22 protein-coding genes and 3 pseudogenes are annotated in these 24,099 nt (G+C 70.7%); 9 read left to right on the plus strand and 16 right to left on the minus strand.

Annotation, left to right across the window (positions count from 1 at the left end; translation table 11 throughout):
* The 10 genes and pseudogenes from H537_RS55685 to H537_RS0116100 all read right to left on the minus strand — a co-directional run.
* Positions 1-116 (minus strand): annotated as a pseudogene (locus tag H537_RS55685) (TRAP transporter small permease); the annotation flags it as partial.
* A gap of 278 nt (positions 117-394) precedes the next feature.
* Positions 395-1,441 carry a TRAP transporter substrate-binding protein gene (locus H537_RS0116065; protein WP_028998707.1) on the minus strand — a complete coding sequence of 349 codons (1,047 nt, stop codon included), beginning with the start codon at positions 1,439-1,441 and terminating at the stop codon, positions 395-397.
* Between the two features lie 92 nt (positions 1,442-1,533).
* Entirely contained in the window at positions 1,534-3,069 is a 1,536-nt protein-coding gene (locus tag H537_RS0116070; RefSeq protein ID WP_043458983.1) for a UxaA family hydrolase, read from the minus strand.
* Between the two features lie 181 nt (positions 3,070-3,250).
* Positions 3,251-3,991 carry a FadR/GntR family transcriptional regulator gene (locus tag H537_RS0116075; RefSeq protein WP_028998709.1) on the minus strand — a complete coding sequence of 247 codons (741 nt, stop codon included), beginning with the start codon at positions 3,989-3,991 and terminating at the stop codon, positions 3,251-3,253.
* Between the two features lie 303 nt (positions 3,992-4,294).
* The gene (gene argG / locus H537_RS0116080; RefSeq protein ID WP_028998710.1) at positions 4,295-5,617 is read right to left on the minus strand and encodes an argininosuccinate synthase; all 1,323 of its coding nucleotides are present in this window, start codon (positions 5,615-5,617) and stop codon (positions 4,295-4,297) included.
* Between the two features lie 14 nt (positions 5,618-5,631).
* Complete coding sequence (gene ppnP / locus H537_RS0116085; RefSeq protein WP_028998711.1) at positions 5,632-5,949, minus strand: pyrimidine/purine nucleoside phosphorylase; 318 nt, start codon at positions 5,947-5,949, stop codon at positions 5,632-5,634.
* Between the two features lie 159 nt (positions 5,950-6,108).
* Positions 6,109-6,552: a tripartite tricarboxylate transporter substrate-binding protein gene (locus tag H537_RS56285; protein ID WP_051242758.1), complete on the minus strand. Its 444-nt coding sequence runs from the start codon at positions 6,550-6,552 to the stop codon at positions 6,109-6,111.
* Positions 6,553-6,586: 34 nt separating this feature from the next.
* Positions 6,587-7,072, minus strand: a pseudogene (locus H537_RS56785) (tripartite tricarboxylate transporter substrate-binding protein); the annotation flags it as partial.
* A gap of 25 nt (positions 7,073-7,097) precedes the next feature.
* A complete protein-coding gene (locus tag H537_RS0116095) occupies positions 7,098-8,411 on the minus strand; it encodes a sulfatase family protein (protein ID WP_028998712.1) in 1,314 nt (437 codons plus the stop codon).
* 8 nt (positions 8,412-8,419) lie between these two features.
* On the minus strand, positions 8,420-9,391 hold the full coding sequence (locus tag H537_RS0116100; protein ID WP_028998713.1) for a Bug family tripartite tricarboxylate transporter substrate binding protein: 972 nt from the start codon (positions 9,389-9,391) through the stop codon (positions 8,420-8,422).
* A gap of 114 nt (positions 9,392-9,505) precedes the next feature.
* Here H537_RS0116100 and H537_RS43490 point away from each other — a divergent pair, with 114 nt between their 5' ends.
* From H537_RS43490 to H537_RS43500, 5 genes are all read left to right on the plus strand, one after another.
* Positions 9,506-10,393, plus strand: coding sequence for a LysR family transcriptional regulator (locus H537_RS43490; RefSeq protein WP_051242760.1), 888 nt, complete (start codon positions 9,506-9,508; stop codon positions 10,391-10,393).
* 114 nt (positions 10,394-10,507) lie between these two features.
* Complete coding sequence (gene ppsA, locus H537_RS43495; RefSeq protein ID WP_043458984.1) at positions 10,508-12,940, plus strand: phosphoenolpyruvate synthase; 2,433 nt, start codon at positions 10,508-10,510, stop codon at positions 12,938-12,940.
* A 204-nt stretch (positions 12,941-13,144) separates the two neighbouring features.
* The gene (locus H537_RS0116115; RefSeq protein WP_084150713.1) at positions 13,145-13,522 is read left to right on the plus strand and encodes an OsmC family protein; all 378 of its coding nucleotides are present in this window, start codon (positions 13,145-13,147) and stop codon (positions 13,520-13,522) included.
* A gap of 351 nt (positions 13,523-13,873) precedes the next feature.
* The gene (locus H537_RS0116120; RefSeq protein WP_028998715.1) at positions 13,874-14,638 is read left to right on the plus strand and encodes a response regulator; all 765 of its coding nucleotides are present in this window, start codon (positions 13,874-13,876) and stop codon (positions 14,636-14,638) included.
* A 29-nt stretch (positions 14,639-14,667) separates the two neighbouring features.
* Entirely contained in the window at positions 14,668-16,749 is a 2,082-nt protein-coding gene (locus tag H537_RS43500) for a PAS domain S-box protein (RefSeq protein ID WP_051242761.1), read from the plus strand.
* A gap of 42 nt (positions 16,750-16,791) precedes the next feature.
* Here the strand turns inward: H537_RS43500 and H537_RS0116130 are convergent, their stop codons facing one another.
* The 3 genes from H537_RS0116130 to H537_RS54440 all read right to left on the minus strand — a co-directional run bounded on the left by H537_RS0116130 (position 16,792) and on the right by H537_RS54440 (position 18,837).
* Complete coding sequence (locus tag H537_RS0116130; protein WP_028998716.1) at positions 16,792-17,568, minus strand: Crp/Fnr family transcriptional regulator; 777 nt, start codon at positions 17,566-17,568, stop codon at positions 16,792-16,794.
* Between the two features lie 145 nt (positions 17,569-17,713).
* Positions 17,714-18,205 carry a Rossmann-fold NAD(P)-binding domain-containing protein gene (locus H537_RS0116135; RefSeq protein ID WP_028998717.1) on the minus strand — a complete coding sequence of 164 codons (492 nt, stop codon included), beginning with the start codon at positions 18,203-18,205 and terminating at the stop codon, positions 17,714-17,716.
* Between the two features lie 179 nt (positions 18,206-18,384).
* Positions 18,385-18,837, minus strand: coding sequence for a universal stress protein (locus tag H537_RS54440; RefSeq protein ID WP_028998718.1), 453 nt, complete (start codon positions 18,835-18,837; stop codon positions 18,385-18,387).
* A gap of 226 nt (positions 18,838-19,063) precedes the next feature.
* Here H537_RS54440 and H537_RS0116145 point away from each other — a divergent pair, with 226 nt between their 5' ends.
* A complete protein-coding gene (locus H537_RS0116145; RefSeq protein WP_051242763.1) occupies positions 19,064-19,939 on the plus strand; it encodes a universal stress protein in 876 nt (291 codons plus the stop codon).
* Between the two features lie 118 nt (positions 19,940-20,057).
* On the opposite strand, the gene H537_RS0116150 is transcribed toward H537_RS0116145, so the two are convergent.
* The 3 genes from H537_RS0116150 to H537_RS0116160 are packed head-to-tail and all read right to left on the minus strand — an operon-like array spanning position 20,058 to position 21,819.
* Positions 20,058-20,903, minus strand: a complete 846-nt coding sequence (locus H537_RS0116150) for a universal stress protein (protein WP_028998720.1) — start codon at positions 20,901-20,903, stop codon at positions 20,058-20,060.
* A gap of 19 nt (positions 20,904-20,922) precedes the next feature.
* The gene (locus H537_RS0116155) at positions 20,923-21,351 is read right to left on the minus strand and encodes a hypothetical protein (RefSeq protein ID WP_028998721.1); all 429 of its coding nucleotides are present in this window, start codon (positions 21,349-21,351) and stop codon (positions 20,923-20,925) included.
* A 15-nt stretch (positions 21,352-21,366) separates the two neighbouring features.
* Positions 21,367-21,819: a hypothetical protein gene (locus H537_RS0116160; protein WP_028998722.1), complete on the minus strand. Its 453-nt coding sequence runs from the start codon at positions 21,817-21,819 to the stop codon at positions 21,367-21,369.
* A gap of 220 nt (positions 21,820-22,039) precedes the next feature.
* On the opposite strand from H537_RS0116160, the gene H537_RS43505 reads away from it, so the two are divergent.
* From H537_RS43505 to H537_RS52950, 3 genes and pseudogenes are all read left to right on the plus strand, one after another.
* On the plus strand, positions 22,040-22,615 hold the full coding sequence (locus tag H537_RS43505; protein WP_051242765.1) for a LemA family protein: 576 nt from the start codon (positions 22,040-22,042) through the stop codon (positions 22,613-22,615).
* 224 nt (positions 22,616-22,839) lie between these two features.
* Positions 22,840-23,049 (plus strand): hypothetical protein, encoded by a 210-nt coding sequence (locus tag H537_RS52945; RefSeq protein ID WP_156901758.1) that lies wholly within the window; start codon positions 22,840-22,842, stop codon positions 23,047-23,049.
* Between the two features lie 833 nt (positions 23,050-23,882).
* Positions 23,883-24,099 (plus strand): annotated as a pseudogene (locus H537_RS52950) (IS701 family transposase); the annotation flags it as partial.

A 24,099-nucleotide genomic window follows, 5' to 3' on the forward strand; every position in this document is an offset into this window, starting at 1 on the left:
GAGTTGAAGGCGTAGCGCAGCACCACGTTGCCGAACACCAGCACCACCATGATGGCCAGCGCCAGCGCAATGAGCGCGTCGAGCACGCGGCAGTACGCATCGAGAAATTTGTTCATGAAGGGGTCTCCTGGCTGGGGTCAGCGCGGCAGGACGCGGATCGGGAACGCTGCGCGGGTTGGCCCCGGCCAAAGCGTTCGGACAGCGCTGTCCGACTTGTTTTCAGGACCGGCTAAAATCGAAACCGGTTTCCGCAAGTTTACAGAAACCGGTTTCTTGAGCATCCGGGCTAACCCGGAAGCGGAGCGAAAGGTGCGAAAGCCGCGCGCCGTGAGGTCCGGGCCGCGCGCGCGCCGCAGCGGGCGCCAGTCGGTGCCGGCTCCAGGAGTGGCGGACCTTACTTCGCCGCCGTGGTCGCGGCGCGGGCCTTGGCGATCTCGCCCTGGAACTCGCTCACCAGCGCCGGGTCCAGGCTCTTGACGTAGTTCTGCGCCACCGGCTTGAGCTTGTCGCGCAGCCGATCGCGCTCCGCGGCGCTGAGCTCGTTCACGGCCATGCCCTTGGCGTTGAAGCTCTTGAGCGCCGTGGCCTCGGCCTCGCGGTTGACCTTGCGCTGGTACGCCGTGGCCTCGCGGGCTGCCTCCGTCAGGATCTTCTGCTCGTCGGCGCTGAGCTTGTCCCAGGTTTTCTTGCTGAACAGCACGACCAGCGGGTCGTAGACGATGCGCGTGAGCGACAGGTACTTCTGCACCTCGTCGAAGCGGCCGGTCTCAATGGTGGGCAGCGGGTTGTCCTGGCCGTCCACGGCCTTGCTCTCCAGCGCCGAGTACAGCTCCGTGAAGGCCAGCGGCACCGGGTTGGCGCCCAGGGCGTTGTAGATGTCCAGGAAGATGGGGATCTGGATCGAGCGCATCTTCAGCCCCTGCAGATCCTCCCACTTGGTGATGGGACGCTTGCTGTTGGTGATCGAGCGGAAGCCGTTCTCCCAGTAGGCCAGGCCCACCAGGCCCTTCTCGGGCAGCTTGTCCAGCAGCTTGCGGCCGAAGGGGCCGTCCACCACCTGGTCGGCCTCGCGCGCGTCGTTGAAGGCCATGGGCAGGTAGAAGATGCCGAAGTCCTTGTTCATGGTGGACAGCAGGCCCGGGCTGACGAAGGTGGCGTCCACCATGCCGCCCTGCAGCGAGGAGATGACCTGCGCATCGCCGCCCAGCGTGCCGCCGGCGAAGAGCTTGGCCTTCATCTTGCCGCCGCTCTTGGCCGCGACCAGCTCGGCGAACTTCTGCCCGCCCTTGCTGAACGGATGGTCCGGGCTCTGCGCCGAGGCGAACTTGAAGGAATGCTCCTTGAGGTCCGCCGCCTGCGCGGCGGTGGAGCACAGCAGCGCGGCGGCCGCGAAAGCGCCGGACAGCGCGGTGGCGAGAAGGTTGCGACGGATGCGGTTCATGCTCTTGTCTCCTTGGGTCATCAGGACGGGGTCCGGGAATCCGGTTGCGGGTTCAACGGCCAGGGCCTTGGCCCGGGCCGTGGGTCAGGTGGTCAGGTGATGGCGCCGAGCTGCCAGGGCACGAACTCGTTCTGCCCGTAGCCGTGGATCTCGCTGCGGGTGCGCTCGCCGGAGGCCACGCGCAGCAGCAGCTCGAAGATGCGCTGGCCGGCGGCCTCGATGCTTTCCAGCCCCTCGGCGATGCCGCCGCAGTCGATGTCCATGTCGTCCTGCTGGCGCCGCCACAGCGCCGAGTTGGTGGCCAGCTTCAGCGAGGGCGCGGGCGCGCAGCCATAGGCCGAGCCGCGGCCGGTGGTGAAGCAGATCAGGTTGGCGCCGCCGGCCACCTGGCCGGTGGCGGAGACCGGGTCGTAGCCGGGCGTGTCCATGAACACCAGCCCCTTGGCGCGCACCGGCTGCGCGTACTCGACCACGTCCACCAGGTTCGTGGTGCCGCCCTTGGCGACCGCGCCCAGCGACTTCTCCAGGATGGTGGTCAGGCCGCCGGCCTTGTTGCCGGCCGAGGGGTTGTTGTTGAGCTCTGCGCCCATGCGCTCGCAGTGCTGCTCCCACCAGCGGATGCGCGCCAGCAGCTTGTGCGCGACCTCCTCGCTCACGGCGCGCTGCGTCAGCAGGTGCTCCGCGCCGTAGATCTCCGGTGTCTCCGACAGGATGGCCGTGCCGCCATGGCGCACCAGCAGGTCCATGGCCGCGCCCAGCGCCGGGTTGGCGGTGATGCCGGAGTAGCCGTCGGAGCCGCCGCACTGCAGGCCCACCGCGAGGTGGCTGGCGCTCACCGGCTCGCGCCGCACCTCGTTGGCCAACGGCAGCAGCGCGCGCACCTGCTCGATGCCGCGGGCCACGGCGCCGGCCGTGCCGCCGCTGTCCTGGATCGTGAAGGCGTGCAGCCGCGTTTGGCCGGACAAGCCTTCCTGCTCCACCAGCTCGGCGATCTGGTTCGTCTCGCAGCCCAGGCCCACCACCAGCACGGCGGCGAAGTTGGCATGCCGCGCGTAGCCCGCCAGCGTGCGGCGCAGCACGCGCAGCCCCTCGCCCTGCGCGTCGATGGCGCAGCCGCTGCCGTGCGTGAGCGCCACCACGCCGTCCACGTTCGGGAAGGCTTCCAGCGCCTCGGGGCGCAGGTCGCGGCGGAAGTGGTCGGCGATGGCGCGCGCCACCGTGGCCGAGCAGTTCACCGAGGTCAGCACGCCCACGTAGTTGCGCGTGGCCACGCGGCCGTCGGCGCGCACGATGCCCTGGAAGGTGGCAGCCGGTGTGACGGGCGCGAGCGCCCGGGCCTGCGTGCCGAAGCGGTGCTCGCGCTCGAAGCTCGCCATGCCGAGGTTGTGCACGTGCACGTGCTGGCCGGCGCGAATGGGCTGCGTGGCGGCGCCGATGACCTGGCCGTAGCGGCGCACCGGCGCGCCTTCGGCGATGTCGCGCACCGCCAGCTTGTGGCCGGCGGGCACGAGCCCTGACACCGTGAGGCCTTCCTCGGCGATGGCCTGGCCCGACAGCAGCTGGCGCCGCGCGATCACGACGTCGTCCTGCGGGTGCAGGCGGATGACGGGAGAAATGGGTTCGCTCATGTTTTCAATTCCAGAATCCTGGTCGTGCGGTGCGCAGGCGTTTCCCACGCCTGGATGAAAACAGGCGTGGAGAAAATAGTTGGGTTGGGATACTGCGGATTTTTCCAAAGCTCCGCCCGGCCCCAGGGCACCGGGCCTGAAGCAAGATCAGTAGAAAAGGAAATTAAGGGCTTTTAGAGAATCAGCTGTAGGCAGCGCCCTTGATGCCGGTTTCCGCATTGGGATTGGCCTGGTCCCAATTGCGTTCGAGCGAGCGTTTCACGTGCTCCAGGTGCTTGTGCATGGCGGCACGGGCGGCCTCGGCATCGCGGCGAATGATGGCGTCCACGATGCCGCGGTGCTCCTCGATCGCCTCGGCGTGGCGCTGCGGGTTGTCGAAGTGCTCGTCGATCTTGCGGAACATCGAGCTGTACCTGAAGTTCCAGAGCTGCTGTACCACGTGCGCCAGCGCGCTGTTGGCGCTGGCCTCGGCGATGCGCACGTGGAACAGGCAGTCCGCATCGAGAGCGGTGGAGCGGGCGCTGAACTCCTCTTCCATCATCGCCAGCGTCTCCTCGATGCGGGCGTGGTCCGCCGTCGTGGCGTTGAGCGCCGCCATGGCGGCCGTCTCGCACTCGATCAGCTGCCGCGCCGCGATCACCTCGAAGGGGCCCGGGTCGGCGATCAGCGAGGTGTTGGCCGGCATGAGCCGCTTCGCCGTGACGAACACGCCCATGCCGACGCGGATGTCGATGAGCCCGTCGATCTCCAGCGCAATCAGCGCCTCGCGCACCGAGGCCCGGCTCACGCCCAGCTGCTGCGCCAGGTCCCGCTCCGAGGGCAGGCGCGCGCCTGGGGCGTACTCGCCCTTGGCGATCAGCTCGGCGACTTGGTCGGCGATCTGGCGGTACAGGCGCTGGGTGGTGACGATCTGCAGTGGCATGGGTGTTCAACAGGAAGAGCCGGGTGACGGGCTCAGCATACCGGGCTCTCGCCTGGCTCGGCTCCCAGGTGGCTGAGTGGTCAGGCCACCTGTGGAAATAGTAGGGCGCTACGGATGCCAGGTCACCAGGGTTAATACCTAGCGAGGGTTTTGAGCGTGACGGCGGGCTGATATGTCCGCTGCCGGATATTCGCGCCCGGAAAATGAATCGGCCCATGCAGTCCAGGCTGCATGGGCCGATTTTCAAGTGGGGCTTGCCATTTCACGGGCCATTTCGGTGGCCCGTTTCAGGCGGCGCGGGCCTTATTCGAGGCTGGGCAGCGGCGCATCACCGCCGGTGCTCAGCAGCCCGGTGCGGCTGTAGATGCCCAGCTTGTCGCGCGTGTCGGTGATGTCGAGGTTGCGCATGGTCAGCTGGCCGATGCGGTCGCGCGGCGAGAACACCGACTCGCCCTTTTCCATCGTGAGGCGCTCGGGGTGGTACGTCAGGTTCGGCGACTCGGTGTTGAGGATCGAGTAGTCGTTGCCGCGGCGCAGCTCCAGCGTGACCTCGCCGGTGACGGCGCGCGCCACCCAGCGCTGGGCGGTCTCGCGCAGCATGATGGCCTGCGGGTCGAACCAGCGGCCCTGGTACAGCAGGCGGCCCAGGCGGCGGCCGTTGTCGCGGTACTGCTCGATGGTGTCCTCGTTGTGGATGCCGGTGACCAGCCGCTCGTAGGCGGCGAACAGCAGCGCCAGGCCCGGGGCTTCGTAGATGCCGCGGCTCTTGGCCTCGATGATGCGGTTCTCGATCTGGTCGCTCATGCCCAGGCCATGGCGACCGCCGATGCGGTTGGCTTCCAGGATCAGCTCGACGGGGTTGTCGAAGGTCTTGCCGTTGAGGGCCACGGGCTGGCCTTCCTCGAAGCGCACGCGCACTTCCTCGGCCTTGACCTCGACCTCGTCCTTCCAGAACGCCACGCCCATGATCGGATTGACGATCTTGATGCCGGAGTTCAGGTGCTCCAGGTCCTTGGCCTCGTGCGTGGCGCCGAGCATGTTGGAGTCGGTCGAGTAGGCCTTCTCCGCGGACATCTTGTAGCCGAAGCCCGCGGCCGTCATGAACGCCGACATCTCGGCGCGGCCACCGAGCTCGTCGATGAAGGTCTGGTCCAGCCAGGGCTTGTAGATGCGCAGCGCCGGGTTGGTCAGCAGCCCGTAGCGGTAGAAGCGCTCGATGTCGTTGCCCTTGAAGGTGCTGCCGTCGCCCCAGATGTGGACGTCGTCCTCCTTCATCGCGGCCACCAGCATCGTGCCGGTGACGGCGCGGCCCAGCGGCGTGGTGTTGAAGTAGGTCACGCCCGCGGTGGAGATGTGGAAGGCGCCGCACTGCAGCGCGGCGATGCCTTCGTGCGCCAGCTGCAGCCGGCAGTCGATGAGCCGGGCCGCTTCCGCGCCGTACTCCATGGCCTTGCGCGGGATGGCGTCGTAGTCGGGCTCGTCGGGCTGGCCGAGGTTGGCGGTGTAGGCGTAGGGAACGGCGCCCTTCTTGCGCATCCAGTGCAGTGCGGCGCTGGTGTCCAGGCCGCCGGAGAAGGCGATGCCGACCTTCTGGCCGGTGGGCAGGTTTTCGAGGATGGTGGCCATGCTGGGGGCTCGCTTCAGGCGAAGTGGCAGATGTAGTGGTAGGGCTCCGTCACGCGGATCTCGAAGCTGGAGTTCGCCGGGATGCTGAACTGCTCGCCGGCGCCGGAGCGGCGCCATTCGTCGCTGCCCGCGAGCTTGTACTCGCAGAAGCCCGCCACGCACTCCATCACCTCGGCCGCGCCGGTGTTGAAGGTCAGCGTCGCGGGCAGGATCACGCCCACGGACTTCTTCGTGCCGTCGGCCAGCGTGATGCCATGGCTCACGCACTTGCCGTCGAAATAGACATTGGCGCGGGTGGCGACGGTCACGCCGTCGAACTTCTCGGTGCTCATAAGGTGATGGGGCGGGGGACGGAAAAGGTGAAATCTTACTGACCCCGCGCGCCCCGTCCCTTCCGCCCAGCCTGCACAGGCCGATTGGTGGGCGTCGGCGCGGCGCATTCCTCGAACGCGCGCGCCGCGCCGCAGCTGCAAATGCGGCAGCCCAGGCGCTCAATCCTCCGGGGTGAAGCCGCTGGCCTTGACCACCGGTTGCCAGAAGCCCTGTTCGCGCTGCTGCAGCGCTGCCAACTGCGCCGGCGTGCCGGAGGCCGTCTCCAAGCCCATGCGGGCCAGGCGATCGCGTCGCGCCGGCACGGTCAGGGCGGCCGCCACGGCCTGCTGTAGCGTCTCCACCTGGGCCGCAGGCAGCCCGGCCGGACCGTAGAGGGCGAACCAGCCGTCCAGCTCGACGTCGATGCCGTACTCCTTGAAGGTGGGCACCTGGGGCGTGGCGGTGCCACGGCGCACGCCGCTGGTGGCCAGGATCTTCAGCTTGCCGCTGCGGGCGAGCTCCGCGGCGTCGGCCGTCGGTGCGAAGGCCAGCGGCACCACGCCGGCCACCACGTCCACCATCGCGGGCGCCGCGCCGCGGTAGGGCACGTGCGTCAGCGGCATGTCCAGCGCGCGCCACCGACACGCCCACGAAATGCGGCACCGTCCCGGCACCGGGCGAGCCGTAGCTGGCCTTGGCGCCGGCGCTGCTGCGCAGCCAGCGCTTGAGCGCGGCCGCGTCAGGCAACGCCAGGCTGGGCCCAGCCACCAGGGCGTAGTCGTAGCGCACGAGCTGCGTGATCGGCGTGAAGTCACGCGCCACGTCGTAGCGCAGCTTGGGATAGAGGGCCGGGAACAGCGTCATCGGCCCGTGCGGCACGATCATCAGCGTCTGGCTGTCGCCCTGGGCGCGTGCCAGCTGCTCCGGCACCAGGCGGCCACCGGCGCCGGTGCGGTTCTCGACGATGAAGGTGCGGCCCAGATGGCTCTGCAGCCCCTCGGCCACCAGCCGCGCCGTGGTGTCCACCGAGCCTCCCGGCGCGAAGCCCACCATGACCTTGGTGGCCGAGGCCTGGGCCCGAGCCCAGGGCGCGGCAAGCAGCCCGGCGCCGAGCAGGCCGAGCTGGAACTGTCTGCGGTTCATGCGTTTCTCCTGGAGGGGCTGGCGCTCAATGCGACGCACGCGGAATCTCGGCCTCGCCGAACACCAGGGTGGCCCGCGCCTCCTGCGGAATCGGCGGCAGCCCCGCCGCCCAGTCCTGCCAGGCCTGCCGCATCGCCGCCAGCCGCTCGGGCTCGCGCCGGGCCTGGTTGGCGCGCTCGCGCTCGTCCGCCGCGAGGTCGAACAGGTACTCGTGCCCGTCCATCGCGAGGTACTTCCAGTCGCCGTCGCGCAGCGCCGCCTGGCGGCGGTGCAGCATGCGCCAGTACAGGCGCCGCTGCGGGTTCCAGGCCGGGTCGGCGAACAGCGGCAGCAAGCTCAGGCCGTCCAGCGGGTACTCCGGGTGCGGCGCCACGCCGGCGGCCTCCAGCATCGTGGCGCACCAGTCCATGGTCAGGGCCGGCGTGGCGCTGGTGCCGCCCGGCGCAATGCGCGCGGGCCAGCGCGCGATCAGCGGCACGCGGATGCCCCCTTCCAGCAGGTCCATCTTCTGGCCCACGAAGGGCCAGGTGTCGGAGAAGCGCTCGCCGCCGTTGTCGCTGGTGAACACCACCAGCGTGTCCTCGGCCAGCCCCTTGGCCTGCAGTGCCGCCAGCACCCGGCCGATGCCCTCGTCCATGTGGTGGATCATGCGGCGGTAGGTCGCCAGCGAGCCGCCGTCCACGTGGTTGATGCGCCCGCCGATGCGCTGCGACTCGGCATGGTCCTCGCGCGTCTCCCAGGGCCAGTGCGGCGCGGTGTAGTGCAGGCTCAGCAGGAAGGGCTGCCCCTCGGGCGTGTCCTCGATGAAGCGCACGGCGCGATCGCTGAGCGCGTCGGTGAGGTAGCCGTGGTCCTCGGCCGGCGCTTCACCCTCCCACAGGTCGCGCTTGCCGATGCTGTCGGTGTAGTTGAAGTAGTCCACGCCGCCCGACATGGGACCGAAGAACTCCTGGTAGCCGCTCTTGATCGGGCCGAAGTGCGGCGGGTAGCCCAGGTGCCACTTGCCCACCAGCGCGGTGCGGTAGCCCGCGTCGCGCAGCAGCGAGGGCAGGGTGGGGTGCTCCGGCGGCAGGCCCACGATCTTGTCGCCGCGGAAGCGCCCGGTCATGGGCTCCTCGGCTGCGCCGCGCAGCCGGTACTGCCAGCGCCCGGTGATCAGGGCGAAGCGCGTGGGCGAGCACACGGGCGAGTTCGAGTAGCCGTGCGTGAACAGCAGGCCCTCGGCAGCCATGCGGTCCAGGTTGGGCGAGACCGGTGCGCGCGCACCGGTGCAGCCCAGGTCGGCATAGCCGAGGTCGTCGGCCAGGATGAAGATGAAGTTGGGGCGCTTGGTGGTCATGGCGGGATTCACTGGTCGGCGGTGATGCGGCGTTCCTGGATGACGCGGGCCCAGCGGGCGCGGCCTTCGCGCAGGAGGGTGGCGGTCTGCTCGGGGCCGGCGACCGCGGGCACGAGGTCCAGGGCGCGCAGCCGCTGCACCACGGTTTCCTGCGCCAGCGCGCGCACCGTCTCCTCGTGCAGCCGCTTCACCACGGCCTCCGGCGTAGCGGCGGGCGCCATCAGCACGAAGCTGAATTCCGAGGTGGCGCCGGCATAGCCCAGCTCGGCGATGGTGGGCACCTGCGGCGCCAGCGGCGAGCGCTTGCTGCCCGACACCGCCAGCGCCTTGAGCTTGCCGCTCTCCACGTGCTGGATCACCGAGGGCAGCACCACGAAGCCGCTGGCGATCTGCCCGCCCAACAGGTCCGTCACCACCGGCGCGGCGCCGCGGTAGGGCACGTGGTTGAGCCTGGCGTCCAGGAAGGAGCTCAGCGCCTCCATCGTCAGGTGGCCCGGGCTGGCATTGCCCGCGGAGCCGTAGTTCAGGCCCTTGCGCGCGGCGGCGACGAAGCCCTTGAAGTCCGCGATGCCGCTGTCCGGCGTCACCACCAGCATCTGGCTGTAGCTCGCCACGGTGCTGACGGGTCGCAGGTCGCGCTCGGCGTCGAAGCCCATGCGCTTGCCGTAGAGCGTCGGGTTGGCGGTGAGGCTGGTATCGATGGTCAACAGCAGCGTGTGGCCGTCGGCGGGGGCACGCGTCACGGCCTGTGCGCCGATGTTGCCGGTGGCGCCGGAGCGGTTGTCCACCACCACCGGCTGCTTCAGGCCGGCGGCCAGCTGCTCGCCCAGGGCGCGGGCCACCACGTCCAGCGGGCCGCCCGCCGGGAAGGGCGCGACCAGGGTGATGGGTTTGCTCGGAAAGGCCTGCGCGGCGGCGGTGCCGGCCAGCAGGCTCAATGCGGTGGCCGCGAGCAGGCGTCGGCGGGAAAGGGGCGTCATGGCTTTGTCTCCTGTGCGCTTTCAGCGAAGCGCTGGTCTTGAGCTGGCTCAAATGCTGAGCCCCCGCCGCCCCCGCCACAACCCGGCGTGGGGCCGGATGTATAAGCCGATCTGATGTATCTGAAACACCTGCAGTACCTGGAGCTCGTGGTCCAGCACGGCAGCCAGTCGGCCGCCGCGCGGGCCGCAGGCGTGAGCCAGAGCGCCATCGCGCAGGCGATGCAGGCGCTGGAGCGGCACTGGGGCTGCGTGCTGTTCGAGCCGGCCGGCCGGCGCAAGCGGCCCACGCCGGCGGCGCTGGAAGCGGCACGGCGCGCGGCCGAGCTGCGCCGCGGCGCGGAGCTGCTGCCGCGCGCGTGGGAGGAGGCCGTCTCGGCGCCGGGCGTGCCGCGGCTGCGCGTGGGCATGGCGCCGGCGGCGGCGCTGCTGTACGCGCCGGCCATCGAGCAGCAGTGGCGGCAACTGGAGCCCGACGGGCTGCTGCGCATCGTGAGCAGCCCGGCGCAGGCGCAGTTCGCGGCGCTGGAGCGCGGCGAGCTGGAGCTGGCCATCGTGCCGAGGCCGCGCGGCTGGCACGGCAGCGGGCTGCAGAGCCGGCTGCTGCACACCAGCGTGCCCTTCGTGGTGGCGCGGCAGGGGCATCCGCTGGCCGGGTCCGAATCGCTGGAGCACATCGCGCAGGCCGGCTGGGCCGTGGCCGGGCGCGTGGGCACGGCGGGCAACACCATCGAGGAGGCGCACCGCGTGCGCGGCTGGCCGCCGCCGCGGGTGCTGCTGCAGTGCGCCGACTACGGCGCGCTGCTGAACGTGGTGGCGCGCAGCGACTTGCTGTGCACGCTGCCGCACCCGGCGCTGCTGCCCGATCCGCCGTCCGCCGGGCTGGTGCGGCTGCCGCTGCGCGAGGGCCTGCCGCGCTACGAGGTCTGCGCCTTCTGGTGCGCGCGGCCCTCGCCGGCGCTCAAGGCCCTGCTGGCGGTGCTGGGGAAGCTGGCCGAGGGGTGAGCGGCGCGTCCCGAGCGCCCGCGCGCTTGATGGCTATCAACACGGCGCGGCACCGCCGGCCCATGCTTGGCCCTGCTGTACCGCCCGCATGCTGCGGGCGGCGGAGGAACCGCCATGAAGTACATCCGCTGGTTCGCCGAGATCGGCGCCGATGACGTGCCGCTGGTGGGCGGCAAGAACGCCTCGCTGGGCGAGATGTTCAGCGAGCTCACGCCGCACGGCGTGAACGTCCCCGACGGCTTCGCCATCACCGCCGAGGCCTACCGCCACCTGCTCGACCAGTCCGATGCCTGGCCGCGCCTGCACGAGGCGCTGGCCGGCCTGGACCCCTACGACGTGGAGGACCTCGCGCGCCGCGCCCGCCGCGCGCGCGAGATTGTCATGGCCGCGCCGCTGCCGGCGGACCTGGCCGGCGAGATCGGTGCCGCCTACGAGCGGCTGCGCCGCGAGTACGGCGAGCACCTCGAAGTGGCGGTGCGCAGCTCCGCCACCGCCGAGGACCTGCCCGGTGCCAGCTTCGCCGGCCAGCACGAGACCTACCTCAACGTTTGCGGCGAAGGCCCGCTGCTGGAGGCGGTGCGCCGTTGCTTCGCCAGCCTGTTCAAGGACCGCGCCATCCGCTACCGGGTGGACAAGGGCTTCGACCACTTCAAGGTCTTCCAGTCGGTGGGCGTGCAGAAGATGGTGCGCGCCGACCGCGCCGCCAGCGGCGTGATCTTCACGCTCGACACCGAGTCGGGCTTCCGCGACGTGGTGTTCATCACCGGCGCCTGGGGCCTGGGCGAGAACGTGGTGCAGGGCACGGTGGACCCGGACGAGTTCCACGTCTTCAAGCCCACGCTGCGCCAGGGCCACCGCGCGGTGCTGCGGCGCAAGCTCGGCGGCAAGGAGGTGCGCATGGTCTATTCCCACGGCGCCGGGCGCGAGACCACGCGCAACGTGCCCACGCCGCGGGAGGACCAGCAACGCTACTGCCTCGGCGACGACGAGGTGCTGGCGCTGGCGGACGCCGCCCTGGTGGTGGAGGAGCACTACAGCCGCAAGGCCGGCCAGCCCACGCCCATGGACATCGAATGGGCCAAGGACGGCCTGGACGGCCAGCTCTACATCGTGCAGGCGCGGCCCGAGACCGTGGCCTCGCAGCGGCCGGTGGGGCTGGTGGACGAGGTGCGGCTGGGCGCGCAGGGCACCGTGCTGGCCAGCGGGCGCGCCGTGGGCAGCCGCATCGCCACCGGGCCGGCGCGTGTGGTGCGCGACGTGGGCGAGCTGGGCGCCTTCCAGCCCGGCGAGGTCCTGGTGGCCGACACCACCATGCCCGACTGGGGCACGGTGATGAAGACCGCCGCCGCGCTGGTGACCAACCGCGGCGGGCGCACCTGCCACGCGGCCATCGTCGCGCGCGAGCTGGGCATCCCGGCCGTGGTGGGCTGCGATGACGCCACCAGGCGGCTGCGCACCGGCGACGAGGTCACGGTGAGCTGCGCCGAGGGCGCCTCCGGCAAGGTGTATGCGGGCGTGCTTCCCTTCACGCACAGCCGCATCGACCTCAGCACGCTGCCGCGCCCGCGCACGCAGCTGATGGTCAACCTCGGCAATCCCGACCTGGCCTTCCAGACGGCGCTGCTGCCCGCCGCCGGCGTGGGGCTGGCGCGCATGGAGTTCATCGTGGCGGAGCACATCCGCATCCACCCGATGGCGCTGGCGCATCCGGAGCGGGTGCAGGACGCGGCGGAGGCGGCGCAGATCGCGCAGCTGACCCAGGGCTTCGAGCGCCCGGCCGACTTCTTCGTGCGCCAGCTCTCCGAGGGCGTGGGCACCATCGCCGCGGCCTTCTACCCGCGCCCGGTGGTCGTGCGGCTGTCGGACTTCAAGACCAACGAGTACGCGCAGCTGCTGGGCGGGCGCTGGTTCGAGCCGCACGAGGAGAACCCCATGCTGGGCCTGCGCGGCGCCTCGCGCTACGCACATCCGGCCTACGCCGACGGCTTCGCGCTGGAGTGCGCGGCGATGCGGCGCGTGCGTGAGGACATGGGCCTCACCAACGTGAAGCTCATGGTCCCGTTCTGCCGCCGCATCGAGGAAGCCGAGCGTGTGCTGCAGGCCATGGCGGCGCTGGGCCTGGAGCGCGGGCGCGACGGGCTGGAGGTCTGGGTGATGTGCGAGATCCCCAACAACGTGATCCAGATCGACGCCTTCGCGCGGCTGTTCGACGGCTTCTCCATCGGCTCCAACGACCTCACGCAGCTGGTGCTGGGCGTGGACCGCGACTCCACCCTGGTGGCCTTCGACTTCGACGAGCGCGACGAGGGAGTGAAGACCATGATCCGCATGGCGGTGGAAGGCGCGCGGCGCAACGGGCGGCACATCGGCCTGTGCGGGCAGGCGCCCTCGGACCATCCGGACATGGCGCGTTTCCTGGTGGAGCTGGGCATCGACTCGATCAGCGTCACGCCCGACACGCTGCTGGCCGTCACCCGCGAAGTGCTGGCGGTGGAGCAGCGGCTTGGCCAGCCGCCATCCCCGCCCTCGGCCGCGCCGGCCGCCTGACGCGGCTGCCAGGCGCGGCAGCCCTGGCAGCCCGGGGCGCCGCCCGGTGGGCTGCCGGCAACGCCAAATGGCAGTGGTGCAAGGCGATTCCGGCGTTCGCCCGCGCTGGCCCGGATCTTGAGATGAAGCGCTCGTGGCAGCCGGCGGAATCCGTCTGCCGGTGGGCCCGATGGGCGGGCCCGTGCATCCAACGAGCGAGGGAACATGTACAGAGTCAGCGTGGACGACGGTCCGTCCATTCACGTGCAGGCGCGGTCCAGGTCGATGAGCTTTGCCGTCGACGGCTCCGCGATGAACCCGCTGGAAGCCTTCTACGCGACGCTGGCAGGCTGCGCGGCGGTGTACGTCAAGAAGGCGTGCCAGTCACTGGGCATGCCGGCGGAAGGCATCCAGATCAACTGCCGGCCCCGCGCCGGCAAGGCCGGGCCGCTGAGCCTGGAGCGCTTCGACACCGAGCTGGCCTTTCCCGAGGTCTTCCCCGGCGAGCACAAGGCCGCCGTGATCGACGCGGTGAAGCACTGCGCCGTGAAGGAGGTGGTGCAGAACGGCGCCGCGGTGGAGTTCAACTGCCGCGAGGCTTGACCGTGGACGGGTAGCCCTCCCGAGCCGGGAGATCGCTGCGCGAACCTTGAACCAGAGGCTTGTGTCAAGCAAAAGCGGTGAAAACACAACCACCGGTTGCAGCCTTCAGCGCCCGTTTACGCCGGCTGCGCTTTGTTGAGCTTTTTGCTGACCGGCATTGACGGTGTTTTGCACACTCCTTCCATCCGATGCGTGGCTGTTGCCGCTGGACGCAAACAGCCACCCGGGAACGAGGAGGAGGCGAATGGAGACAGGACGGGCTTCGAGGGCGGCTGTCCCGCTGGCGGCCACCGTGTTCCCGTGCGGGGGCTCCTGGCCCTGCCGGGCCGGCGGCGGCGCGGAGGCCCGTTCATGAGCGCCGCGCACTTGGCCGTCCTCGACGACGAACCCGACATCACGCTGCTGCTGTCCAACTACCTGCAGGCCCAGGGTTTCCGCGTGAGCCAGGTGCATGACGGCGCGGCGCTGATGGCGCTCATGGCCGTCGATGCGCCGCAGCTGGTGCTGCTGGACCTGGGGCTGCCCGGCGAGGACGGCTTCGCGATCGCGCGGCGCTTGCGCGAGCACTGGCATTGCGGGCTGGTGATCGTCACCGGCCGCGGCGACGCGGTGGACAAGGTGGTAGGCCTGGAGATCGGCGCCGATGACTACGTGACGAAGCCGTTCGACCTGCGCGAGCTGCTGGCGCGCATCAAGGCCGTGCTGCGACGCATGGCGCCCGCGGCCGACGCGCCGCCGGTGGCACCGCCCGCCGCCGTGCCGGCCGGGGCCTCGCCGGGCGTGGCGCCGCCGGCGCGATCGCGCTACCGCTTCCTGGGCTGGGAACTGGATGAGGCGGCGCGGCAGCTGCTCGCGCCGGACGGGCGCGAGGTCACGCTCACCACCGGCGAGTTCGAGCTGCTGCTGGTGTTCCTGCAGCATCCCGGGCGCGTGCTCTCGCGCGACTTCCTGCTGCAGGCCACGCACCGGCGCGAGGCCGCGCCGTTCGACCGCACGATCGACGTGCAGGTCGGGCGGCTGCGCCGCAAGCTCGAAGCCGAGGCGGAGGAGCCGCGACTCATCAAGTCGGTGCGCGGCGCGGGCTACATCCTCGTGCCGCCGGTCGAGCAGGCCTGAACCCGTCACCCGCAGGCAGGCACGGCGCCATGGACACCGATCCCTCCCGGATGCCGGCCCCGTCCGCCGCCGGTTTCGACGAAGGCATGCTGTACCGCTCGCTGTTCGCAGCCTCGCCGGACGCGCTGCTGCTGGTGGACGCCGGCGGCGCCATCGTGCTGGCCAACCCGGCCGCGGCCCGGCTGCTGGGCTATGGCGTCGAGGAGCTTCAGGGCCTGAGCGTGGACGCGCTGGTGCCCGACGCCGCGCGCCCGCGCCACGCCGCCTACCGCGCGGAGTACGCGCGGCAGCCGCGGTCGCGTCCCATGGGCATGCAGATGGAGCTGGTGGCGCGCCGGCGCGACGGCAGCGAGGTGCGGGTGGAGATCGCGCTGAGCCCGCTGCAGTCCCAGGGGCTGCCCTACGTGCTGGCGGCGATCCGCGACGTGGGTGCGTACCCGCGCGTGAAGCAGGCGCTGCAGCGTGCGCGCTACGCCGAGTCGGTGGCGCAGCTCGGCCGCCTGGCGGTGGACGCGCGCGACCAGCGCCAGCTGCTCGAACGGGTGCCCGAGGCGGCGGCGCAGGCGCTGGAGTGCGAGGCCGCCGCCGTGCTGCTGCTGGAGCCCGACCAGCGCCACGTGCGCGTGGCCGGCGCCTGCGGTGCCGCGGCTGTGCCCGGCGCGCCGGCGGGACAGCCGCTTCTGCCCGATGCCGAGGCGCTGCACGTGCTGCAGCGGGGCGAAGCGCTGGCGGTGGCGGACTATGCGCGGGAGCCGCGCTTCGAGCCGCCGCCGCAGCGCGCCGCGGCCGGGCTGCGCAGTGCGCTGGTGGTGCCGCTGCTGGACCGCGGTCGCGCCATCGGGCTGTTGAGCGCGCACGCCTGCAGGCCGGAGCGCTTCGGCGAGGACGAGCTGCGCTACCTGCAGTCGCTGTCCAACCTGCTGGCCAGCAGCCTGCAGCGCGCCCAGGGCGAGGAGGCGCTGCGCCACGCCCAGCGGCTGGAGAGCGTGGGCCAGCTCACCGGCGGCATCGCGCACGACTTCAACAACCTGCTCACGGTGGTCCACGGCAACCTGCAGGTGCTGCAGGACCTGCCCGCGCTGGCCGGCGACGCCTACGGTCTGCAGCTGGTGGACGCGGCGCTGCGCGGCTGCCGGCGCGGCGCGGAGCTGACGTCCAAGCTGCTGGCGTTCTCGCGCCGCCAGGTGCTGCAGCCGCGCGAGGTGGACGCGGCGCAGCTCGTGGCCTCGCTGGCGGACATGCTGCGGCGCACGCTGGACCAGCGCATCGAGATCGGCGTGGAGCTGGAGCCCGTGGCGCCCGTGCTGGCCGATCCGGGGCAGCTGGAGTCGGCGCTGCTCAACATCGCCATCAACGCCCGCGACGCCATGGCCGAGGGCGGACGGTTGCGCTTCAGCTGCCGCGCCGCCCCCGCGCTGCCGCCCGGGGCCGCGCGCGAGGCCGGCCTGGCCGAGGCCCCGGCGGGCTACGTCGCCATCGCGGTGAGCGACAGCGGCGTGGGCATGCCGGAAGCGGTGCGCGAGCGCGCCTTCGAGCCCTTCTTCACCACCAAGCCCGTGGGCCGCGGCACGGGCCTGGGGCTGAGCACGGTGTACGGCTTCGTGACCCAGTCGCACGGCGCGGTGATGCTGGACTCCGCGCCCGGCGCGGGCACGACGGTGACGCTCTACATCCCCCGCGTGCCGGCCGAAGCGGCCGGGGCCTCGGGCGAGGCCGCCGTGCCGGCGGCGCTCGCCCTGCCCGCGGGGCTGCGGGTGCTGCTGGTGGAGGACGACGCCGAAGTGCGCGAGGTGATGCGCAGCTTCCTGGGCTCCTTCGGCTGCGAGGTCACGGGCTGTGGCAGCGGCGAGCAGGCGCTGGCGCTGGCGCCGCCACGGGGCTTCGATCTGCTGCTGAGCGACGTGGTGCTGGGCGCAGGCATGCGCGGCCCCGAGCTGGCGCGGCAGGCCACGGCGCGCTGGCCGGGGCTGGCGGTGCTGCTGATGTCGGGCTACTCCAGCCAGCCCGTGGCGCAGCGGGACGCAGGGCGCCACGCCTGGCGGCTGCTGCAGAAGCCCTGCAGCCGGGAGGAGCTGGCGCAGGCGATGGCCGAAGCGCTGGAGCGGCGCTGAAGTCGTGTCGAAGCGGCCCGCGGCCGCGGCGTTCGCGAGCCCTTACTGCAGCGCCGTCGAAGCCTGGGCCAGGCTGCGCTCGATGTACGCGCCCAGCGCGCGCGGGTCCGGGATCTGCACGTGGCGCCGGCCTTTCTCGGCGAAGTCGATCACGCCCTCGCGCGCGAGCCGGGACAGCGCGCGGCTCACGCTCTCCAGCGTCATGCCCAGGAAGTTGCCGATCTCGGCGCGGGAGAGGCACAGCGTGATGCGGTCGGTGCGCAGGCCGCGCTTGTCCAGCGCCTCGACCCACTGGCGCAGGAAGTCGGCCACGCGCGCGTCCGACGACAGCGTGCACAGCGACAGGATCGACTCGCGCTCGCGCGCCATCTGGCGGCTCATGGCAGCGTGCAGCATGCCGGTGAGGCCCGGCTCGCTCACGGACAGGGTCAGCAGCGCCTCGTAGTCCAGCGACCAGACCTCGCCCACGTCCAGCGCCACGGCGTCGCAGGTGTAGCTGCCGGCGGCGATGCCGTCGAAGCCCAGCCAGTCGCCCTTGAAGTGCAGCCCCACCACCTGCTCGCGCCCGTCGGCCGTGACGGTGACGACCTTGAAGAAGCCCGAGTGCAGCACGTACAGCTCCCTGAAGGCCTCGCCGCAGCGGTACACCGTGTCGCCGGCATGCACCAGCCGCCGGTGCAGCGGCAGGCCCGAATCGCGCAGGCGCTGCAGCGTGTCCTCGATCAGCCACCGCGTGCCGGTGGCCGCGCCGGGGTCGGCACGCTGCGGCGCCAGGTTCGGGAGCCGCGAGGCGGAGCGGGTGGCAGCGGGTTCGAACATGATGCGGACACCTGTGATGCGTTGGCCGGTGCGCGCAGGATCGCGCCGTGGCGACAACGGCCGGCCAATGGCGTGCGTCGCTGGGTAACGCTCGGTGAACGCAAGGTGTCCGCCGCGTGACGGCGGCCTCGCCGGGCCGGCCGCGCTACAGCAGCGTGCGCACCAGCATCGCCTGCAGCAGGAAGCGGTGGCCGTCGCCGCCGTCGCCGTCCAGGCAGGGCAGCAGCCGCGCCAGCGGATGGTCCTCACGGCCCAGGCCCTCGTACACCGGCACGCCGCTGTCCTCGCGCAGGCAGCGCAGCAGCCCGGCTGGCACGTCTTCGCAGTCCAGGACGTCGTAGAGCCGGCCCAGCAGGCGCGCGGTGTCGCGCGCGCCCGGGCCCTCGGCCACCCGAACCGCCTCGGCCGGCACCCAGGCCACGCGGGCGCCGAGCCCGCGCGCGGCGTGCTCCACCGCGCCTTGCGAAGGGCTGCGGTGGTGCCGCGACAGCAGCCCCAGGTGCTTGCGGTCGAGCAGCGGCGGCGTGTGGCCAGCGCACGCCATGGCTCTCAGCGAGCGGGCCATGTGCAGCAGCGCCTCGCCGGTCGGGGTGGGCAGGGCGTCCGGCGTGAGCAGTAGGGCGGCGTGGAAGTCCATCGGCGGATGGGTGCCGGTACTCAGGCACCCGGCATACAGCCTAGGGGCCGCGGCGGGGCGCGGTTTGAGCGGCGTCAATTCCGCAAACGCTTGGAGCCGCCCGGGCCGCCCGGCGTGGCATCCGCCGCCGCCTGCGTCCTCCCGGGCGTGCACGCGGGCGGGGCCGCGGCGCGCGGCAGTCAGCCGGCCGGGGTCTCGCGCACCAGCAGTACAGGCACCGCGGCCGCCTGCAGCACCTGCTCCGCGTCGCTGCCCAGCGGTAGGCTGGTGCGGCCGTTGCGGCCATGCATGCCCATCACGATGAGGTCGCACTGGCGGCGGTAGGCCTCTTCCAGGATGGCGTTGGCGACGCGGCTGGACATCACCTCGCGCAGCACCGCCTCGCAACCCACGCCGGCCTGGCCGGCCGTTTGGCAGCCCTCGTCGAGCAGCGCCTGCGCGCGCTGCAGCAGCGCTTCGCGCGCCTCGTCGAAGCTGTCCTGGCTGGGCTTGGACAGCATCAGCTGGTAGGTGTCCACCACGTGCAGCAGCATCAGGGTGGACTGGAGCCGGCGGGCCAGCTCCAGGGCTTCCTGCAACGCGCGTGCGGAAGCGGCGCTGCCATCGACGGGAACCAGGATCCTGGAGTACATGCTGCTCTCCCGCACGGGCCCGCGGGCCGCGGGCACGGGCATTCTTCGGCCATGGTGACACCGAGACTTGATCAAACGCAATCGGCGCGGCGGGTCCCCCCGGAGCGGGCGTGACCGTTGCACAGGTAACCGCCGAGTCAGGCTACAGGACGGCAATGCGCCGGACATGGCGCAACCATCGCGCGGCCCCGCGGCCCTACAGTACGGTCCAGCAGCCGGAGCTGCCGTGGCTTCGGCATCGGGCAAGCCCGTGCACCGCGGCATGGGCCTCAAGGAGGTGAGCATGAACTCGCTGGCTTCAATCCTGGTGCACGTCGATGCCTTGCCGCGCAGCCGCACGCGGCTGGAGCTGGCCCGCACGCTGGCCCGGCGGCTGGACGCCACAGTGACAGCGCTGTACGCAGTGATGCCCAGCGTGCTGCAGTTCACCGCGCCTTTCCCGGAAAGCGGCAGCCTCATTCCCGAAACGCTGCGGCTGGACCAGCAGCGCCGCGACGAGGCTCGGGCGCTGGTGGATGAGGTCCAGGCGGCGGGCGATCCGCGCCCACGCTGGGCCGAGCTCAGCCCGTTGCAGGGCGTGCTGCCGGGTTTCGTGCGCGAGGCGCTGTGCCAGGACCTGGCGGTCCTGGGCCAGTACGACCCGGCCGATCCCATCGGCGCCGGCGTGCCGGCGGATTTCGTGGAGTCGGTGGTGGTGGACAGCGGCAAGCCGGTGCTGGTGCTGCCCCGGATGGGCCGCTTCGGCGACGTCGGGCTGCGCGTGCTCATCGCCTGGAAGCCCGCGCGCGAGGCGGCGCAGGCGCTGTCCGCGGCGTTGCCGCTGCTGCAGCCCGGCGCGCAGGTGCGCGTGGTGGGCTGGGGTTGCGATCCCACCGAGGTGCGTCCGCTGCTGCTGCGCCATGGCATCGACGCCACCTACAGCCACGAGGGGCCCGACACCGGGCACGTGGGCGCGTCGATGCTCTCGCGCGCGGCCGACTTCGGCGCGGACCTGCTGGTGATGGGCTGCTACGGCCACGCGCGTGCCCGCGAGCTGGTCCTGGGCGGGGCCACGCACGCGGTGCTGGGCGCGATGACGCTGCCGGTGCTGATGGCCCACTGACGTCGCCTGGCCTGCTGCGCCGGGCCAGCGCGGGCACTTGCAAGGCTCAAGCGCCGCCGGTTCTCGCGCCGCGGCAGGCCGTCCAACGGATGCGGGGCGAGGCGCTTGTGGGCCTTGCTCAGTGCGCCAGCAGCAGCGGCAGCCGGGCCTCGCGCAGCAGCGTGCGCGTGGTGCCGCCGAGCATCAGCTCCCGGGCGCGGTGGTGGCCGTAGCAGCCCATCACCAGCAGGTCGGCACCGATGCCCGCGGCCAGCGCCAGCAGGGCTTCGCCCGGGTCCGAGGGCGGTGGGCCCTCATGCCGAACCAGCCCCTCGACTGCGTGCAGCCGCAACTGCTCGCCCAGCTCGTCCAAGCAGAGGCGCTGGACAGCTTCGTCATCGGACCAGTTCACCAGGTGCACTTCCCGCGCCCGCTGCAGCAGGGGCAGCGCGCCGCGCACTGCATGCGCCGCCTCGCGTCCGGGCCGCCAGGCCACGAGGATGCAGCCGGCGTCGACAACGGCATGCGCGGTGACGTCGCGCGGCAGTACCAGGGCCGGCGTGCCGCTGGCGGCGAGCACGGACTCGACGAAATCGCGCGGCATGTCGCGGGCGTCATCGTCCCAGGGGTCGTGCTGACCCAGCACCAGCAGGTCGGCGTAGAGAGCGCGGCGCGCGAAAGTCTCCACGGGGTCGCCGCCTGTGATCTCGTCCCAGCGCACGGGCCAGCCGGAGGTTTCGGTGACATGGTCGAAACAGGCCCTGGCGCGGCGGCGCGTGCGGGGGTTGACCTCGTCCACGAGCGGTGCCTCGGGCAGCCCCAGGCCAGGCGCGGGCAGCGGCACCGGCACGAAATGCGGGGACACGGCGAACAGCGCCGACAGCCGGGCCTCGAAGCGCGCCGCCAGCGCCCGCGCATGCACGAGCCGTGCCGCGGCATGGCTGCCGCCATCCAGGTGCACGAGCAGGGAACGAAGCTCTTCCATGGTGCGCTCTCCCGTCACGTCAATCCGCGGGCGCCGGGCCCGCCTCGTCGAAGTAGAAAACCATGGCCTGGCGCTCGCCGGCGACCATGTCCAGGCGCTGACGTTGCGGGTAGCCGTGGTGGGTGGCGGCGACGTCGTAGCGGCCTGGCGGCAGGTCGATCAGCAGCCACGCACCGGCGAGCACGCGGTCGAAGCCCGGAGCCGTGCCCGGGCCGAGGATGCGCACGCCCACCCCGTTTAGCTCCGTGCCGCCCCGGCGTCGGGCGGTCATCAGCAGCAGGCTGTACTGGCGCTGGTGGGCTTGCAGCAGCAACTCGTCCTGCGGCGCCGTGCCGCCTTCGAGATAGGGCCAGCCGCCGGCGCTGACACCGGACGAGGCGGCCGTCGCGATGCCCAGGGCGAGCAGCGCCGGAACGGCCGCGGCCAGGGTGAGCGCCAGGGGTTTCATGGGCGGAACGCCGCGTCAGTGCCCTGGCGCCAGGGCACTGGCGCGCGCTTGCTGCGGTTTCACCGCATGGGGCGGCTGCTGCAACGACGCCAAGCCGGCGAATTCGTCGGCGGCTTCGGTGGTGGACGCAGCTGGGTGGTGGCTCAAGTCCCGCTGCAGCGAGCACCAGGCGTCGCCGGTTTCGCCCTGCCAGTGCGCCAACTCGCCCAGCACGCTGGCGAGCAGCGTGTCGCGGGCCTCGCGCAGGCGTCGCGGGTCCTGGGTGCTCAGCAGGGCCTCCACGGCCGCTTGCAGGGCCTCGGTGAGATGCCTGAAAGCCAACACCTGGGCCGCCAGGGTCTGCTCCATCCACAACGCGATGCGCTGGCTGGCGTCCTCGGCGCCGGCCACGCTGTCGTCCAGAACGGGAAGGGTGTCGCCAGCCCGGAAGTGCTCCTCGCCGAACTGGGGCGGGGATTCGCGTTGCATGTGGTTCTCCTGCGGTCTTGGATGTGCATCGACCTTAGGACGCACCTCGCCAGGCGGATTGAGGAACAGCAAAGCCGCATGCGATGAGGCTGGTCGCGATGTAACGCCATGTGCATGCCGGGCCGGAGATTGAACCGGCGTGCATCCAGTGGCCACCCAGGGCTTGGCTTCGGCGCGAAGCCTCGCAATGCCTTTGACCCGAGTTCCGAAGGAGTTCCCGATGGTGAAGATCGCCGTGTTCATGTTCGCCCTGTTCCTGATCGCGACCGTCGCCGCGGCCTACGCCATCGCGCTCTTCAACGCACTGGTGGATGCGAAGCACCAGGTGGAGCAGGCGTGGTGCGGCATCGACGTGCTGCTCAGGCAGCGCCACGACGAGGTACCCAGGCTCATCGAGATGCTCAAGGAGCATGGCGGCGCCGACGGCGTGCTGCTGGAGCAGGCCAGCGGGCTGCACGGGCGAACCGGACACGGGGTGCCTGACGGCAAGCGGCTGGCGTCGGAGGAGGCGCTGTCGCGGTGCATCCGCTCGCTGCTGGACTTCGGCGCTGGCCATCCCCAGATGCAGGCCAGCGAGGCTTATCGGGAGCTGCAGCAGCGCATCGGCGGGCTGGAGGAGCGGATCGCGCAGCGCAGTGACCACTACAACGCTGCCGTGAGGTTCAACAACAGCCGCATGGAGCGGTTTTCCAGCCTGTTTTTCAAGGGGCTGGCCGGCATGGCGCGCCGCCCGCTGTTCGCAACTGAGGAACACGAACGGACGGACATGCACGTCAGCATGCTGCCGGCGCAGTGAGCCCGCGAGACAGCGGAGTGTCTGAACCGGGCGCACGGCGGTGAATTCCTGTGGGCAGCGAGATCCGCTGCCGAGTCGTGGCTTACGTAATCGCCGCAATACGTCAAACTGCTTGACCTAATACAATTGCTGCACCGCAGCATGCCGGTGCCGTAGGTGCCCACGAGGTTCTTGGCCGGATGCCTGCCCATCGGGCACCACCCCTGACCAGAGCACGAACCAGCATGAGCACCAAGCCGACATGGGCGTCACGTTCGCAGGACCCGCCAGCCGAATATGAGGCCGCCATGGCGGACATCGAGCATCGGGCCGCGCAGGGCGAACTGACGCTGGCACAGGCGAAGCGGGAGATCTTCGAGCTGCGCGAGCGCTTCGCTGCCAGCGCCGGGGTCGTGACGGGGTGGGCCATGCGCAGCCAGCCCGGGACTGCCTAGCGCCGGCCCTGGCCGGCCACGGTTGTGCCGGCAACGGTGCAGGCTGGCGCTAGCCGCGTCGCCAGCCGCAGCGACTTACATGAGTGCACAACTTCGCATCGCCTCGCACGCAGCCTTCTCGCCGAACATCCATTCGCCCACCCGATCCGCACGCAACCGCTCACATCGCTGATGCGAGGCGCGGCACCGCTGTTGTGCTGCCGTGCGCACACGGCTCTGGCTGCTCCTGACTCCGACCGGCGCGCCACGCCGCTGGGGTAGGCCATGGCGTTTGAGGCTCAGCTTGCGCGCAGAGCCGCCACTGGACGGCGCTGCCGTGCAGGTTTCCTGCTCATCAACTCCTGCTCCCGTCTTTGGCACGGCGCCCCAGCACTCCATTTCAATTTGATTGGGGTATCGAAGTGGGTAATCACTAAATGATTGAATCGATGGCCCCCCCTTGCCTGCAGGGCGCTGTACGCCACAAATTCATGCGATTTGACTCAGATGATTTACAAATGTTTCTAATGCTTCGAATTGCGGCTAAATTTCAAAGACGCTGGTGATATAGATGCAGGCCTTGCGTCGTATTCGGCGCGAGAGGCAGCGCGGTTCACCTAGAGCCGGATGCGCGCCAGGGGGCCATAGACAAATGCATCCAGCTAAAACAGGCCCTATGCTGGCGTCACTGAGTGCGGGGTATTTCACCGAGTTGGAGGGGTCCGGATTTAAAAATCATCTGAATAGGACTTACGCAAAAGTTTGATAGAAAATCATAGAAATCCCATGAATTAATTTCAACTTGAACTTCTTGAAAGCATAGATCATAGTTTTGTCTTTCACTAGGCGGCGACATGAATCCATCCCGCGTGGACTACTGTCAGTTCCTGTTATCGAGTCAGGTCAACTTCACCTTGACGCACTATGCCGAGCATCATGCCCACTTCAGCCATGACGCCCTCAATCGGTATTTGAACGGCGAGCGCATCACATCACGCATCATTTGGGAAAACATTCGGCCGCACGTGATTCCCAGCGCTCATGGCTATCTGATTTTTGACGATACCGTAC

The organism is Azohydromonas australica DSM 1124, assembly GCF_000430725.1.
Classification (GTDB): Bacteria; Pseudomonadota; Gammaproteobacteria; order Burkholderiales; family Burkholderiaceae_C; genus Azohydromonas; species Azohydromonas australica.